Genomic DNA, 15,247 nt, shown 5'->3' with positions numbered 1-15,247 from the left:
AGTCTCCGCTGCATGGAGCTGGAGGTGAGACACCTCAGGGCGCTGTGCGCCATCGCCGACGCGGGCAGCCTGCACCAGGCGGCCCGGCGCCTCGGCGTGAGCCAGCCCTCCCTGACCACCCAGCTCCGGCGGATCGAGAACGTGCTCGGCGCCGAACTGTTCCGCCGCGAACGGACCGGCTGCCGGCCGACCTCCCTGGGGCGGGCCGTCCTGCGCCGGGCCCAACCCCTCGTGGACGGCATGAGCGACCTGGTCGCCGAGGCGCTGGCGGAGGCCGAGGCCGCCCGGCCGCGCGGATCCCGCCTGCGCATCGGCTCCACCGCGAGCCGGGTGATCGGCGGCTGGCTGCGCGGGCTGCGGGGCGCCCTGCCCGGCACCGACATCTCGCTGCGGGTCGACGTCTCCGCCCACGCGCTGCTGCGCTCGGTCGAGGCGGGCCGCCTGGACGTCGCCTTCGTGCACGAGGTGGAGGGCTCCCCGCTCGCCGTGCCGGAGGGCCTGGAGCGGCGCGTACTCGTGGACCGGGAGCCGCAGTTCATCTCGCTCTCCCGGGACCACCCCGCCGCCCGCCGCCGCGTGGTGGAGCTCGGGGACCTGGCGGGCGACCCGTGGATGGTCGATCCGACGGTGGACGGCGAGTGGGACGGGGTGCGCCGGGTGCTCGGCGCCGCCGGCCTGAACCCGCCGGTCCTGCACGGCGACTACCTCACCGCCGCCTCCCTCGTCGTGCTCGGCGAGGCCGTCGCGCCCTGCCAGCCGACGTCGGGCCCGCGCGACGACATGGTGATCCGCCCGCTGCTGGGCGACCCGCTCGCGGTGCGGCTGTTCCTGGTCTCCCGGCCCGGGACGGACATCGCGGTGGTGTACGCGCAGTTGGAGGCCGCCTACCGGGACGCGGCGCGACGGGCGAGCGGCTACCACGAGTGGCTGCTGCGCCACCGCTCCCCGCTGGCCCGCACACCCTGATCCCCGGCCGGTCCCCTCGCGCCGGTGAGCCCGCCCGGCCCGCGCCCCGGCCCCGCGACGGTGAGTTCCCCGTTCTGCTGACAGCGTGCTCGTGTTCCCTCGCCGTCTTCCGGTGGGCAGAGTCGTCCCATGAGGCTTCTGATGCTGGGCGGTACGGAGTTCGTCGGACGGGCCGTCACCGACGCCGCGCTGGAGCGCGGCTGGGACGTCACGGTGTTCCACCGGGGCCGCCACGCGCCCCCACCCGGCGTGAGCGCGCTGACCGGGGACCGGACCGCGGGTGAGCGCGGACTCGCGGCGCTGGCGGACAGCGGGTGGGAAGGGGACCTGGTCGTCGACACCTGGAGCGGTGCGCCCGCCGCCGTCCGGGACGCCGCCCGTCTGCTGTCCGGCCGGGCGGGGCACTTCAGTTACGTCTCCAGCCGCTCCGTGTACGCATACCCGGCCGCCCCGGGGCTCGACGAGGACGGCCCGCTGGTGGCCGACGCCTCGCCCGACGACGGCGGGGACGTCCCGTACGACCGGGCCAAGCGCGGCGGTGAGCTGGCCGCCGTCGACGCCTTCGGGGACCGGGCCCTGCTGGCGAGGGCCGGGCTGATCATCGGCCCCGGGGAGAACATCGGCCGGCTGCCCTGGTGGCTGTCGCGGATCGCCCGGGGCGGACCGGTGATCGCCCCCGGCGGGCCCGAGGTGGAGCTCCAGTACATCGACGCCCGGGACCTGGCGGAGTGGATCCTGGACGCGGCGGCGGGCGGGCTGCACGGTGCGTACAACACCGTCAGCCGCCCCGGCCACACGACCATGGGGGAGCTGCTGGAGGCCTGCGTACGCGTCACCGGTTCCGACGCCGAGCTGCGCTGGACCGCTCCGGAGGTCCTGCTGGCCGCCGGGGCCGAGCCCTGGAGCGACCTGCCGATCTGGCTCCCGCCGGGCGAGCTGTACGACACGCTGCACCGGGGCGACCCCACCAGGGCGTACGCCGCGGGGCTGCGCTGCCGCCCGGCCGGGGAGACCGTCGCGGACACCTGGGCCTGGCTGCGCGCCCTCGGCGGGACGGCGCCCCGGCGCCCCGACCGTCCGGCCGTCGGCCTCGACCCCCGGCTGGAGGCGAAGCTGCTGGCTCTGTGACGTACCGCTTCGTGTGCGTGTCGCGCCGAAGAAGCCTCCTATAGGCCTACGTAAAGGGGCAACAGCGGCGTGTCATACAAAATGACTAAGTGTTAACCATGCATATTGCGCGGCATGGAACAGAAGGCGCGCAGGCGCGGCAACGCAATCCGGGCAGCAGTGACAGTGGCCACGGCCGCGGCGATGGTGGGCGTGCTGGCCCCGGCCGCGGGTGCCGATCCGCTGCCGGGCGGACTGGGACCCTGCCTCGGCAGCGCCTGCCCGCCCAGTTGGAACGACCCGAACAACGGCCCGGTCACCAACTTCGACAGCAACATCAACGTCTACGTCGGCGGGAACTTCCTGGTCCGGGAGGCGGCGGCCGAGGCGGAGGGGAAGGTCGTCACCCTCGGACAGTTCGACATGGACAAGCGGGACGGGGTCTCGCAGATCTACAACGTCGGCATCGCGGGCGTCGGTTCGCGGGTGCCGCCGCCGGACGGCTCCGACTACCTCACGGCGGGCGGCGACGTGACCATCGCCGCCGGCGAGCGCCTGCTCGCCGAGGAGGGTACGCACTCGGGCCGCGTCGCGTACGCGGGTGAGCTCACGGGCACGGTGAACCCCACCACCGCCCCACGCTTCGACGCGGACGCGGCCGCCCCGTACACGGAGCTGCGCCCGCAGCTCACCGAGGCCAGCCGCTGCTACGCGTACGACGGCGACGAGCACCGGGAGGCGACGGGCACCTGGGTGAAGACCGGTGACATCATGACGTTCACCGGTGACGGCTCGTCCGCGATCCAGATCTTCGACGTGGACGCGGACCTGGAGTCGGAGGCCGGCGGCAACACGGGGTTCGTGTTCAACGGCATCCCCGAGGGCGCGACCGTCCTCGTCAACGTCTACGGCGGCACCCGCAGCGTCGCCACGTTCATGGGCTCGTTCCCCAACGAGGGCCTCCGCGAGAACCTGCTGTGGAACTTCCCGGACGCCACCGACCTCTCCTTGACCGGCCCGGCCCAGTTCGAGGGCAGTGTGCTGGTGGGCCAGCCGACGAGCACCACCGTGCTCAGCATGAGCGGCACCAACGGCCGCTTCTACACGGCGGGTTCGCTCACCCACACCTCGGCGGGCGCGTCGGGCGGCCAGGAGATCCACGCGTACCCCTTCGACGGCGACCTGCCGACCTGCTCGCCCGACCCGACGCCGACGCCGACGGATCCCACACCGACGCCGACGGATCCGACGCCGACGCCGACGGATCCGACGCCGACGCCGACGGATCCCACACCGACGCCGACGGATCCGACGCCGACTCCCACGGATCCCACACCGACTCCCACGGATCCCACACCGACTCCCACGCCGACGGATCCGACGCCGACCCCCACGGATCCCACGCCGACCCCCACCGACCCCACGCCGACCCCGACACACCCCACTCCCACCTCCACCCCCACCGGCCACACGCCGCATCCCACGCACTCGCCGAGCCATCCGGGTGAGCTGCCCGACACCGGCTCGCGGGGCGGCGAGTGGATCATCGGGTCCATCGCGGCCGCGCTGGTCGCCGCGGGCGGCACGGTTCTCGTGGCCACGCGCAGGGCTCGTCGCCGCACCTTCTAGCAGGCACGAAGCACCGCCCGCCGGCGTGGTTCGATGACCGAACCACCGTTGCGCCCGAGGCGTGTCCGGGGCGACGACCGGGACCACGAGGTCCCGGTCGTCGCCCCCGCCCGCCTCGTCGCCCCCGTCCGGTACGAGGCGATGAAGCCCGGCGGCAGGGCCGGGCACGGAGAACATCTGGCACGGTGAACGACGAGACGAGAGGAAGACGAACCCAGTGATCGGCCCCCTTATCGCGGTGACCGGAGCGACCGGAGCGGTCGGCGGCCGGGTCGCCCGACGGCTGGCCCGGACCGGCGTACCCGTACGGCTCCTCGGCCGCGACCCCGCCCGGCTGCCCGACCTGCCCGGCGCCGACCACGCGCCCGCCGCCCGCTACGGCGACGCGGAGGCCATGCGCCGGGCCCTCGACGGGGCTCACACTCTGTTCCTGGTCTCCGCCCACGAAAGCCCCTACCGGGTCCGCGAGCACACCACGGCGATCGACGCCGCCGTGGCGGTGGGCGTGGAGCGGATCGTGTACGTGTCCTTCCAGGGGGCCGCGCCCGACGCCACGTTCACCTTCGCCCGCGACCACTGGGACACCGAGGCCCACATCCGTACGGCCGAGATCCGCCACACCTTCCTGCGCGACAACTGGTATCTGGCGGGGCTGCCCGCGATGGCCGGCACCGACGGCGTGCTGCGCGGGCCGGCGGGCGACGGGCGGGTGGCGGCCGTCGCCCACGAGGACATCGCCGACGCGGCGGCGGCCGTGCTCCTCGACGAGGGCACGGACCACGACGACCGGGTCTACGACCTCACCGGGCCCGAGGCGCTCACCCTCGCCGAGGCGGCCGAGGAGCTGAGCCGGGTCACCGGGCGCCCCGTCGTCTACGTCCCCGAGACGCGCGAGGAGGCCTACGCCTCCCGGGCCGGCTACGGGGCGGAGGACTGGGAGGTGGCCGGCTGGGTCACCTCGTACGAGGCCATCGCCGAGGGGGAGCTGGCCGCCGTCTCCGACGAGGTGCCCAGGCTCACCGGCCACCCGGCGCGAAGCTTCGCCCGGTTCCTGGTGGAGAATCCGGACAGCTACCGTCACCTGCTGCCCGGCGGCTGACCGGGAGGCCCCGGTTCAGCGCCACGGGATGTGCCGCCACGGGCTGCCCTCGCTCTCCGCCAGCAGGCGGTGGGCGAGGACGTTCTTCTCGTAGAAAGGCCCGTACTGCTCCTCGTCGAACCGCAGCACCCGCCCCAGCGAGTAGCCCGCCGAGAACTCCTCCCAGGAGCGGTGGGCCGACTTGCTCAGCGCCCCGGCGTAGACGATCGCCTGCTCCGCGTCGGCGGGGGCGCAGTAGCGTGCCGACAGCCCCCAGCGCGCCAGGTTCACCGCCCGCCCGTAGTCGTAGGCGACCGTCGTGCGGACCCGGCCGTCCGGCGGCAGCAGCCCGTCCGCGCGGAACCGGGCCTCGTAGCGCATGATCCGCCGCACCAGCTCCTCGATGCCCTTGACCGTGCCGGAGTCCGCCCCCAGGTCCTGGGCGTGGCCGGCCGCGGTCTCCCGCCACAGGTCGGCCGAGGGCAACTCGCCCAGCGCGGACGCCAGCTGGTCGCGGGTACGCAGCACGAAGTCCGGTTCCGGCGGGCTGTTACGGGCCTCCAGCAGGGTGTCCAGCTGCTTGCGCCACTCCGCGTGCCCGGTGATGCCCCAGGACGTACGGAGCAGATCGCGCTCGGTGGTGTATTCGCGGTAGACCGTGCCGACCTCGTTCCACGGCACCGCGTTCCCGATCGCCAGATGCGCTCCGCAGGCCAGCCCGTACGCCAGCGGCCCGTGCAGCGCACCGTGGCGCAGCGCGAGCAGCCGGTTCTCCGGGAGACGGTCGTTCTCCGCGTACGCGCGCTGCCACAGCGCCAGGTCCGTCGGGCCCGTCGGCAACAGCAGCTGGCCGGGCGTCCCCACGTTCACCCCGAGGAACACGCGCGGGTCGGACCAGCCGAACTCGGCGGCCCACCGCAGCGAGACCCCGTGGAAGACCCAGTCCGGATGCCAGGCGGGCAGCATGCCCCGGGTGAGCACCGGGCGGCAGACGAAGCCGGCCGGGTCGTGGTGCGCGCGCCAGGTGATGGTGTCCGGCTTCGCGTCCGCCTCGGCGCGCGGGGCCGGGATATACAGCTGGGCCCCGGCGAGTGCCGCCAGTTGGGCCCGGGCGTCGCCGCGCAGTGCCGCCTCGTGGAGGAGCTGCTCGGTCTCGGACGGCGGGGTCCAGGGGGCGGGCGGCCAGGGGGCCGGGGGCGCGGTGGGAGGGTTCGGGTTCATGACCAGGGGATGTTCCGGTAGGGGCTGGTGGGGTCCTCGGTCAGCATGCGGTGCTCGGCGAGCGACTGCAGGTACGTGGGCTCGGCGGCCTCCGGGCCGTCGTCCTCGGCCCCGTGGACCACCCGGGCCATGAGGTAGCCGAGGGAGAAGTCCGCCCACGAGGAGTAGGCCGCCCGGGCGAGTTCGCCGATCCGCAGGACGTCCTGCTCGGCCTCGTGCGGATCGCCGTACCGGGCGCCGAGCGCGAGCCGTACGACGTTGACCGCCCGGCCGAGGTCGAAGGCGGCCAGGGTGTCGACACGGCCGTCCGGGGCGAGTACGCCGTCGGCCCGGAACTTCTCCTCGTACAGGGCGACGTGACGCAGCGCCCGGTCCGCCACCGCCCGGTCGTCGGCGTCGCGCGCGGCGAAGGCACGGGCCACCGCGTCGGACCACTCCTCGCGCGTCGGCGTGCGTCCCAGCCGGTGCGCCAGGGTGTGCCGGGTGCGCAGGACGGCTTCCTGGACGCGCCCGACCAGCTGGTTCTTCATCAGCGACGCTAGGCGGTCACGGTACTCGGCGCGGTGCGGGATGCCCCACGGGCTGCGCAGCCGGGCCCGGTCGGTCGCGTAGTTCTCGTAAGCGGCGCCGAGCCGGTTCCAGATCAGGCCGTTGGTGACGGACAGATGGGCGCCGAGCGCCAGCCCGTGGGCGAGCGGCCCGTGCAGCGGCCCACCGCCGTCGGTGAGCAGGACGCCCCGCTGGGCCCCGCCGGAGTGCTCGTCGGCCTTCACCCAGGCCTTCAGGCGCTTGGGCCGGGCGTCGACCATCGCCGCGTACGGGGTGCCGTGGTTCACCGCGAGGCGGCGCACGTCGTACGGCCAGATCCGGGCCAGCTCGCCGATGCTCACCTCGCGGAAGACCCACTCCGGGTGCCAGGGCGGCAGCATCCCCTGGGTCAGGACCGGGACGCAGGTCCGCCCGGAGGCCTCGTCGCGGATCGCGCGCAGGGGGGCCGTCCAGCCGGGGATGTCCGCGTGCAGCCGGGCGACCAGCACGTACAGCCGGGTCCGCGCGAGCAGCTCCACGACCGCGTCGGCGCCGCCGCCCGCGACGGCCGCGGACAGCGCGCGCTCGATCTCCGTGGGCGGCGTGGGCGGCGGGTGGGCCGGTGGGTGTGGCGCTGGTCGCGCGTACGGCGACGGATCCGGCCCGTACCCTCCGTGCGCGGCGGCCACCGCTCGGCCGCTCTCTGTTTCTGCCCCGTTCCCCGTTGTCACGGTGAGATCCTACGGAACGGGGCCCGCAGGTGTGCCGGGGGAGGCCCCGGGGGTCCGGAGACGGGCCCCGCGGACGGGGTTTCGTCGGCGGTCAGAGCCCGGCCGGGCGCACCAGCCCCGACTCGTACGCGAAAACCGCCGCCTGGGTCCGGTCGCGGACGCCCAACTTGACCAGGATCCGGCCCACATGGGTCTTCACCGTCTGCTCCGCCACGATGAGCTGCCGGGCGATCTCCGCGTTCGACAGGCCGCCCGCGATCAGCGTCAGCACCTCCGTCTCGCGCTCCGTCAGATCCCCGACCCGTGCCTTGAGCGGCGAACGCGGGGCCCCGGCCGTCCGGGAGAACTCCACGATGAGCCGCTTGGTGATGTTCGGCGAGAGCAGTGCGTCGCCCGCCGCCACCACCCGTACCGCGTGCGCGAGTTCGTCGGCCGACGCGTCCTTCAGCAGGAAGCCCGAAGCGCCCGCGCGCAGCGCCTCGTAGACGTACTCGTCGAGATCGAAGGTGGTCAGCACGAGCACCTTCACCGCCGAGTCCTCCGGGGAGGTGATCCGCCGGGTGGCCTCGATACCGCCCAGCTCCGGCATCCGGATGTCCATCAGGACGACGTCCGGGGCGAGTTCGGCGACCATGTCGACCGCGTCGAGCCCGTTGACGGCCTGACCGACGACCTCGATGTCCGGCTCGGCGTTCAGCAGGACCGTGAAGCCCTGGCGGACCATCATCTGGTCGTCGGCGATCACGGCGCGGATGGGCGGTGTCATGGGGCGTCCTCGGTCGTCTCGGTGCTGGTGGGAAGGATCGCGGTGACTTCCCAGCCGCCTTCGGGCGTGGGGCCGGTGGCCAGCTCGCCGCCGAGCATCGCCGCGCGTTCGCGCATCCCGAGCAGGCCGTGGCGTACGCCCGGGGAGGGGGCCGCCGGGCGGTCCGGCGGCGAGTTGACGACCCGGACGGTCAGTCCGGCGGGCCGGTGGCCGATCACCACCTCGGCGCTCGCGCTGGGTGCGTGGCGCATCACGTTGCTCAGGGCCTCCTGCACGATGCGGTACGCGGACAGCTCGACGCCCGGCGGAAGGGGGCGGGGATCGCCGGTCGTGGACCGGGTGACGGCGAGACCGGCCGAGCGCACCGTGGCGAGCAGGCCGTCGAGGCCGCCGAGGCCCGGCTGCGGGGCGTGCCGCGCACTCTGCGACGGGGCGTCCTCCGAGCGCAGGACGCCCAGCACCCTGCGCAGCTCGGTGAGGGCTTCCAGGGCGTTCTCACGGATGCCGGTCAGATTCTCCCGCAGCTCCTCGGTGGGGTGCTCCACCAGGTGCGGGGCGACCTGCGCCTGGATGGAGATCACCGACATGTGGTGGGCGACCACGTCGTGCAGCTCTCGGGCGATCCGGCCGCGCTCCTCCAGCAGGGTGCGCCGGGCCCGCTCCTCGGCGGTCAGTTCGGCCTGGACGACGAGGTCCTTACGGGCCAGGCGAAGGCTGCGCAGTGCGGTACCGAGGGCCAGCGCGGTGACGAGCACGAGCGAGGTCACGGCATAGCTCACATGCGGCAGCGGCGGCGTGTGCAGGGCGACGTACAGCGCCGGCGCCAGGGAGAGAACCAGCGCGGCCACCGCGCGGCGGGGCCGGACCCGCAACGCCAGCAGGAACAGGGCGCCGCCCTGCAACGCCGCTCCCGCGAAGGGGGTGGGATACAGGAACTCGTCGGTTCGAGGGAGACCGTTGACCCACGGGTAGGGCGGGTCCGCGGGAGCGGCGGCCACGGTGACCAGCACCGCCACGACCGACAGTGCGGTCGCCGCCCACCAGGCGCCCACCGGACGGATCATTCCGGCCACCAGCGCCGTGGACTGGGCAACGGCCATCAGCACCGCCAAGCCGCTGACCGAGGCGCCGTACGGGGTGAGTTCGACGGTACGGATCACCACGACGGCTACCGCGGTGATCACCAGCAGCACCAGGAACACCGGACGCCACACCGGCGCGTTCGGCTCTCCCATGCGGGGCACCCGGTCGACCGGCGCGGCCCACAACTCCTCGTGCAGGGCACGCGGCACACGGCGCACCGCCGCCCGTAGACGTAGCGCCCTCGATGACGTCACCGCCCCCACCGCCCCCTTGGCTCCGCTCTTGCTCAGACTAGGCACGACGTGCGTGTCCCTTCCGCTCGGGGGAGGACTCCCGTACGACGAGGGAGCCCCCGCCAGGGCGCCGCCCGCCGTGCTCGTAACCCCGGAACGCGGCCCAGCACACCAGCAGGGCCAGCGCGAACACCGGCAGCCACAGCACGCGGGCGAGCACCCAGCCGGCGCCGTCGGGCACGGTGTGCAGCCCCGCCAGCGGGCCGTCCGCGATCAGCGACGCACCCGTCGTGACGATGATCATCGCGGTCTGGTGCCACAGGAAGACGGTCATCGCCGACAGGTTCACCACCGCCACCACCGCCCAGACCGCGGGCCTCCGCAGCGCCCGGCGCAGGGGACCGAGCAGCAGCAGCGCCGCCCCGCACTGCGCCAGGCCGAACGCCACGGCGGCCAGGCTCGGCGGATCCAGATTGGACATCCGGCCGCCCGGAACGCCGACCATGGCGGCCGGATACCCGGCCCACCCAACGAGCGCGACGGCCGCCGCCGCGCCGCCGAGCAGCAGCGCCCAGCGGCCCGCCCGGCCGCGCATCCCGCCCCGGGCCACCAGCGCCCCCAGGCAGTACGGCACCAGCCAGCCCGCGACCACGTTGATCCACTCCAGTTCACGAGGACCGCCGAGACCCAGGCGTACGAGGTCGACGTGCAGCACCACCACGAGCGGCCACAGCGGGTGCAGCCGCGCCACCAGGGGAGTCAGCGCGGTCAGCGCGGCGAAGACCAGCAGGAACCACAGCGGGGACCAGACCAGCTTGACCAGCGCGCGGACCGTCGCATCACCCACCCCGGCCACCAGCATCGCGGCCGCCGCGAGCGCCCACACCACGAGCACCGCCGACACCGGCCGGAACAGGCGCCCCAGCCGGCCGCCCACCCACTGCCCGTACGGCACGCCGCGCTGCCGGGCCGAGGCCCAACTCCCCGCCGCCACCTGCCCGCCCACCAGGAAGAACACCGCGAGGGTCTGGAACACCCAGGAGACCGGGTGGAGTTCAGGCAGATACGTCAGCGGGCTGGCCCCGCGCACCGTGCCGCTGTCGGTGACCAGCGCGGTCACCAGCCAGTGCCCGCCCACCACACCGAGGATCGCCAGGGCCCGCAGGGTGTCGACGGCCCGGTCGCGGCCGGGCGGGGTGGCGGCCTCGATCCGTGCGACGAGACCGGTCATCGGGAGGCTCCCAGCGGTTCGACGCCCGCCGCGATCCGGGCCAGGTTGGTCAAGGAGCGCGAACCGGGCAGCAGGTAGTCGCTGTGGCCGCCGTCGCCCGCGTCGAACACCTCGGCCCCGAAGCGGTCCGCCACCGGATCGGTCCCGAAGCCGAGCGTCGCGACGAACGGCACCCGCACCCGGACATGGGGCACCCGGGCGATCCAGTCCCCGCCGCTCCGGCCCGCCCACACCTGCGCCCCGGTGCGCAGCGAGGAGGCGTCCCGGGCTCCGACCCCGGGGCTGCCGTAGAGGACGAGGGCGTCGGCCGCCGTCCCCGGCGCGGACCGGGCGCAGATCACCGAACCGTAGGAGTGGCAGAGCAGGCTGATCCGGGCGGCGGGCCGCACCGCGCGCAGCCCGTCCACCAGCGTGCGCAGCCCCGGCGCGGCCCCGTCGGCCCGCCCCGTGGTCAGCGCGGCCGGACTCACGGTGGCGGGCGTGCGGTAGCCGAGCCAGACGACGACGGCCGCGCCCCCGCCCAACTCCCGGTGCAGAGCCCTGGCATCACGCCGCAGCCGCCAGTACGCGTCCAGCCCGACGCCCGCACCGGGCACCAGCACCGCGATCCGCCGGGCCGCGGACAACTCCCCGACGACCTCCGTGGTCCGGCCGCCGTCCCGCCCGTCGAAGGCGAGGAACTGCCTCCCCGGCGCGGCCATCTCCCGCAGCGAGGCCGCCCGCCTGAGATCCCCGTGCCCCCGCGCCGCCCGCTCGGCCGCCCGGATGTCCTGCCGGCTCACCGCGTACCGCCGGGCGAGCGCCGCCTGCCCCGCGTCCCGCAGCGGCCCGTGAGCGGTCGGCGCGGGGGGCGGGCACGGCGGCGGGCCGGGCCGCTCCGGACACCGGCACGGCCACCCCGAAGGTGACGAGGGCGGCGAGCAGGGCGCGGAGCGGGCGGGTTCCGCGCGGGCGGTCGGGCATGGGGTGGGGTCCTTCCGTACCAGGGGCATCGTGTGCTTCCGGTACAGAAGTTATGGACGGGGGGCGGTAGTCGGCGTCCCGCCGGAGAGGGCACCTGCGGGGTGGCTCTCAGGTATGACGTGGGGGACGTGGCAGGTGGCCGGCTCCGGTCGGCGCACGGCGCACGGCGCACGGCTCCGGCCGGTGAGGCGAGGCGAGGTGCGGTGTCGGCCTCGCCCCGTGAGGTGGGTCTCGGCCGGCGCGGCGTCAGGCGCGGCCGGTGTGCTCCAGGACGGCGGCGGCGAGCGGGGCGAGAACCTCGCGGGGGAGCGCGTGGCCCATGCCCGGGATCTCGACGAGCCGCGCGCCGCGGATCGCCTGGGCGAGGTGTTCGGAGTGCGGGGGCGGGAAGACGGGTTCGGCAAGGGCCGAGACGACCAGGGCGGGCACGCGGGTCCGGGCGAGCTGCTCGGTGCGGTCCATTCCGGAGTAGTCGGCGCGGGCGTGCGCGGAGCCGGCACGGTGGTGCCCGGTGTGCTCGATGATCCGGCGCTCCAGGGCCCGGGCGCGGTCGGCGTCGAAGGGGATCATGCCGCCCCCGAGCGCCCGCCAGTGCTCTACGCGCCGCTCCAACTCGGCCTCGGGGCCCAGCTCCTCGACCGGCCGGGACCACAGCTCCAGCAGTGCGGGCGCGACGCCGGGGAGCTGCTCGGGCGGGACGCGGGCGCCGTCCGGGGCGGTGTACGGGACGGAGCTGAGCGCTCTGGTCCCGAACACCGTCGCGCTCAGGAGCCGCTCGGGGTGGTCGGCGATCAGCAGCTGGGTGAGCATGCCGCCCAGCGACATCCCCACGACGTGCGCGCGCTCCACGCCGAACGCGTCGAGCACGGCCACGGCGTCCTCGGCCAGCGCGGTGAGCGGGTAGGGCCGCTCGTCGAAGGCCCAGGTGGACCGGCCGGTGTCCCGGTGGTCGTAACGGATCACACGATGCCGGGCGGCGAGCAGCACCACCAGCTCGTCGGGCCAGCCGAGCCCGGACGCCTGCGCGCCCATGACCAGCAGCAGGGCGGGGGCGTCGGGAGCGCCGTGTTCCTCCGCCCAGAGGCGTACGCCGGGGGCGACTTCGACGAAGCGTTCCATGGTGGACCTCGCTGTCCTGGTGAGTCGGCAGGCTGAGACGATACGGTCCGTCTCGCTTGGAATGTAACGCATCGCCGGGCGCTGGGCCAGTGGGTACGAGAACGGCCCCGGTCCGCACGCGATGACGCGCGGGCCGGGGCCGCCGAAGCGTTGATCCGGAGATCAGGCCTTCTTGGTCTCCCAGAAGATCCGGTCGACCTCGGCGATGAGGTCCAGGGCCTTCTGGCCCGTCTTCGGGTCGTTCGAGCCCTTGGCCGCGGAGAGCGCCTTCAGGGTGTCGTTGACCAGCTGGTGCAGCTCCGGGTACTTCTCGAAGTGCGGGGGCTTGAAGTAGTCGCTCCAGAGCACCGAGATGTGGTGCTTCGCGAGCTCGGCGCGCTGCTCCTTGATCAGGACGGCGCGGGTGCGGAAGTCCGCGTCCTCGTTGGCCTGGTACTTCTCCTGGACGGCCTTGACCGACTCGGCCTCGATGCGGGCCTGGGCCGGGTCGTACACGCCGCAGGGCAGGTCGCAGTGGGCGCTGACCTTCACCTTGGGGGCAAACAGGCGGGAAAGCATGGAGCTGTCCTCCTCGTGATCGTCTTCTCAGGTGGGACATTACTCCGTGGAGCGCCGGTTTCCGCGGCTGCCCCAGGGGCTTAGGTCAAAAGTCCGGTGTGAGAATCGGGCCGTCGGCCGAATGTACGGAGCCGTGTGCGGGGCGATGTGCTGACGATGTGCTGGAGGAGGAACCGGGAGGTGCCGGAGATGCCGGAGAGGCGACAGGTGTCCGGAGGTGGGCGGGTGACGCGGCGTCCGCTGCGGGTGGTGGAGGTGACGGGCCCCTCGATGGTGCCCACGCTCTACCACGGCGACCTGCTGCTCGTGCAGTACGGGGCGCCCGTGAGCCCCGGTGACGTGGTGATCCTGCGGCACCCCTTCCAGCAGGACCTGCTGGTGGTCAAACGGGCCACCGAGCGGCGGCCCGGCGGCTGGTGGGTGCGGGGCGACAACACCTTCGCGGGCGGGGACAGCACCGACTACGGGACCGTGCCGGAGGAGCTGGTGCTGGCCCGGGTGCGGGCCCGCTACCGGCCCCTGGCGAAGGGTCAGCGGTCGGTGACGGCGGTGCTGGGCTGGGCGGTCTCCGCGCTGCGGCCGGTGCGCTCGGCCTCCTCGCGCTTGCGGGCCCGGTAGGCGGCCACGTTCGCGCGGGTCGCGCACCGGTCCGAGCAGTAGCGCCTGGAGCGGTTGGTGGAGGTGTCCAGGTAGGCGTTGCGGCACGGCGCCGCCTCGCACAGGCCGAGGCGGTCCACACCGTGCTCGGTGAGGTGGAAGGCCAGGCCCATCGCCGCGATGGCCGCGTAGCCGGCGGTCGCGTTCGACGGGTGGTCGGCCAGGTGCATGTGCCAGTCCGGCCTGCCGTCCTGGTCGCGTACGTCGTGCCCGGAGATCTGCGGGCTCACCGGGAACTCCAGCAGCAGCGAGTTCAGCAGGTCGACCGCGAGCGTCTCGTCGCCGCCGTCCGCCGCGTCGAAGACCGCGCGCAGCCGCGCCCGTACGGAACGGAACCGGGTCACGTCGGCGTCCGTCGTCCGCCGTGCCGCCTGTTGATTCGCTCCGAACAGCTCCCGGACCGCCTCGACGGAGGTGAGGGCGTCCTTGTTACGGGCCGGCTCCTCGGTGTTGACCAGGCGCACGGCATAGTCCGAGTAATAGGCCAGTTCCACTTGTAGTCCTTACGGTGTCGGTCTAAAGTCGGGACATCGGCCAGTGTAATGGTCGATCGACGTGAACAGGTATTACGTGGAGGTTGACGTGACGGAGACGGCTACGGGCACCGACTGGCAGTCCTGGCAGGAGAGCTGGGACCGGCAACAGGAGTGGTACATGCCCGACCGCGAGGAGCGGTTCCGGGTGATGCTGGACATGGTCGAGGCGGTCGTCGGACCGGAACCGCGGGTGCTCGACCTCGCGTGCGGTACGGGAAGTATTACGGACCGGCTCCTCAAGCGGTTCCCGAACGCCACGAGCACCGGAGTCGATCTCGACCCCGCGCTCCTGGCCATCGCCCGCGGCACCTTCGACGGCGACGACCGGGTCGCTTTCGTCACCGCCGACCTCAAGGACCCCGACTGGACGGCCCGCCTGCCCCACACCTCGTACGACGCCGTCCTCACCGCCACCGCCCTGCACTGGCTGCACACCGATCCGCTCGCCACGCTGTACGGGCAGATCGGTGGCCTCGTCCGGGACGGCGGGGTGTTCATGAACGCCGACCACATGATCGACCCGGCCACGCCCCGCATCAACGCCGCCGAACGCGCCCACCGGCACGCCGCGATGGACCGGGCCAAGGCCGCCGGGGCGCTGGACTGGGCCGACTGGTGGGCCGTCGCCGCGAAGGACCCCGTCCTGGCCGCGCCCACCGCCGAGCGGTTCGCGATCTACGGCGAGCACGCGGACGGCGACATGCCCTCCGCCGACTGGCACGCCCGCACCCTGCTGGCCTCCGGCTTCGGTGAGGCCCGCGCGGTCTGGGCGTCCCCCTCGGACACCCTGGTCCTCGCCGTGAAGTAGGCGCCCGCGAACGGCGGCAGCGTACAGAGGCGA

The 15,247-nt window shown here is 73.9% G+C and carries 15 protein-coding genes and 1 pseudogene; 7 read left to right on the top strand and 9 right to left on the bottom strand.

Annotated elements, in window-relative coordinates; genetic code table 11:
- Nucleotides 1-12: 12 nt before the first annotated feature.
- The 5 genes from CR470_RS03240 to CR470_RS03225 all read left to right on the top strand — a co-directional run bounded on the left by CR470_RS03240 (nucleotide 13) and on the right by CR470_RS03225 (nucleotide 4,801).
- Complete coding sequence (locus CR470_RS03240) at nucleotides 13-966, top strand: LysR family transcriptional regulator (protein WP_097866060.1); 954 nt, start codon at nucleotides 13-15, stop codon at nucleotides 964-966.
- 129 nt (nucleotides 967-1,095) lie between these two features.
- Nucleotides 1,096-2,094 (top strand): NAD-dependent epimerase/dehydratase family protein, encoded by a 999-nt coding sequence (locus CR470_RS03235; RefSeq protein WP_257138389.1) that lies wholly within the window; start codon nucleotides 1,096-1,098, stop codon nucleotides 2,092-2,094.
- A 114-nt stretch (nucleotides 2,095-2,208) separates the two neighbouring features.
- Nucleotides 2,209-3,702, top strand: coding sequence for a choice-of-anchor A family protein (locus CR470_RS03230; RefSeq protein WP_257138388.1), 1,494 nt, complete (start codon nucleotides 2,209-2,211; stop codon nucleotides 3,700-3,702).
- 33 nt (nucleotides 3,703-3,735) lie between these two features.
- A complete protein-coding gene (locus CR470_RS39340) occupies nucleotides 3,736-3,891 on the top strand; it encodes a hypothetical protein (protein ID WP_179892116.1) in 156 nt (51 codons plus the stop codon).
- Nucleotides 3,892-3,919: 28 nt separating this feature from the next.
- Nucleotides 3,920-4,801 carry an SDR family oxidoreductase gene (locus CR470_RS03225; RefSeq protein WP_097866057.1) on the top strand — a complete coding sequence of 294 codons (882 nt, stop codon included), beginning with the start codon at nucleotides 3,920-3,922 and terminating at the stop codon, nucleotides 4,799-4,801.
- Between the two features lie 15 nt (nucleotides 4,802-4,816).
- On the opposite strand, the gene CR470_RS03220 is transcribed toward CR470_RS03225, so the two are convergent.
- The 8 genes and pseudogenes from CR470_RS03220 to sodN all read right to left on the bottom strand — a co-directional run bounded on the left by CR470_RS03220 (nucleotide 4,817) and on the right by sodN (nucleotide 13,213).
- On the bottom strand, nucleotides 4,817-6,001 hold the full coding sequence (locus CR470_RS03220; RefSeq protein ID WP_097866056.1) for a DUF1266 domain-containing protein: 1,185 nt from the start codon (nucleotides 5,999-6,001) through the stop codon (nucleotides 4,817-4,819).
- The gene (locus CR470_RS03215; protein ID WP_373561384.1) at nucleotides 5,998-7,260 is read right to left on the bottom strand and encodes a DUF1266 domain-containing protein; all 1,263 of its coding nucleotides are present in this window, start codon (nucleotides 7,258-7,260) and stop codon (nucleotides 5,998-6,000) included. The genes CR470_RS03220 and CR470_RS03215 overlap by 4 nt, the downstream gene beginning before the upstream one ends.
- A gap of 91 nt (nucleotides 7,261-7,351) precedes the next feature.
- Nucleotides 7,352-8,026, bottom strand: coding sequence for a response regulator (locus CR470_RS03210; protein WP_097866055.1), 675 nt, complete (start codon nucleotides 8,024-8,026; stop codon nucleotides 7,352-7,354).
- Entirely contained in the window at nucleotides 8,023-9,327 is a 1,305-nt protein-coding gene (locus CR470_RS03205; RefSeq protein WP_257138393.1) for a sensor histidine kinase, read from the bottom strand. Before CR470_RS03205 ends, CR470_RS03210 begins: the two co-directional genes overlap by 4 nt.
- A 73-nt stretch (nucleotides 9,328-9,400) precedes the next feature.
- Nucleotides 9,401-10,573, bottom strand: coding sequence for an acyltransferase family protein (locus CR470_RS03200; protein ID WP_097866053.1), 1,173 nt, complete (start codon nucleotides 10,571-10,573; stop codon nucleotides 9,401-9,403).
- Nucleotides 10,570-11,536, bottom strand: a pseudogene (locus CR470_RS03195) (alpha/beta hydrolase). Before CR470_RS03195 ends, CR470_RS03200 begins: the two are co-directional and overlap by 4 nt.
- A 246-nt stretch (nucleotides 11,537-11,782) precedes the next feature.
- On the bottom strand, nucleotides 11,783-12,655 hold the full coding sequence (locus tag CR470_RS03190) for an alpha/beta fold hydrolase (RefSeq protein WP_097866052.1): 873 nt from the start codon (nucleotides 12,653-12,655) through the stop codon (nucleotides 11,783-11,785).
- 162 nt (nucleotides 12,656-12,817) lie between these two features.
- Entirely contained in the window at nucleotides 12,818-13,213 is a 396-nt protein-coding gene (gene sodN, locus CR470_RS03185; protein ID WP_032794992.1) for a superoxide dismutase, Ni, read from the bottom strand.
- Nucleotides 13,214-13,402: 189 nt separating this feature from the next.
- Between sodN and sodX the strand changes: the two genes are divergently transcribed.
- A complete protein-coding gene (gene sodX, locus CR470_RS03180; protein WP_003966341.1) occupies nucleotides 13,403-13,831 on the top strand; it encodes a nickel-type superoxide dismutase maturation protease in 429 nt (142 codons plus the stop codon).
- Here the strand turns inward: sodX and CR470_RS03175 are convergent.
- Nucleotides 13,744-14,364, bottom strand: coding sequence for a CGNR zinc finger domain-containing protein (locus CR470_RS03175; RefSeq protein ID WP_003966340.1), 621 nt, complete (start codon nucleotides 14,362-14,364; stop codon nucleotides 13,744-13,746). The genes sodX and CR470_RS03175 overlap by 88 nt on opposite strands.
- Nucleotides 14,365-14,452: 88 nt before the next feature.
- On the opposite strand from CR470_RS03175, the gene CR470_RS03170 reads away from it, so the two are divergent.
- Nucleotides 14,453-15,214, top strand: a complete 762-nt coding sequence (locus CR470_RS03170) for a class I SAM-dependent methyltransferase (protein ID WP_097866051.1) — start codon at nucleotides 14,453-14,455, stop codon at nucleotides 15,212-15,214.
- Nucleotides 15,215-15,247 lie beyond the last annotated feature (33 nt).

Origin of the sequence: Streptomyces sp. rh34 (assembly GCF_002551245.1) — a bacterium.
In the GTDB taxonomy this organism is placed as follows: domain Bacteria; phylum Actinomycetota; class Actinomycetes; order Streptomycetales; family Streptomycetaceae; genus Streptomyces.
Note: the sequence above shows the minus strand (reverse complement) of the source record. Positions and strands in the feature narration are given on the sequence as shown.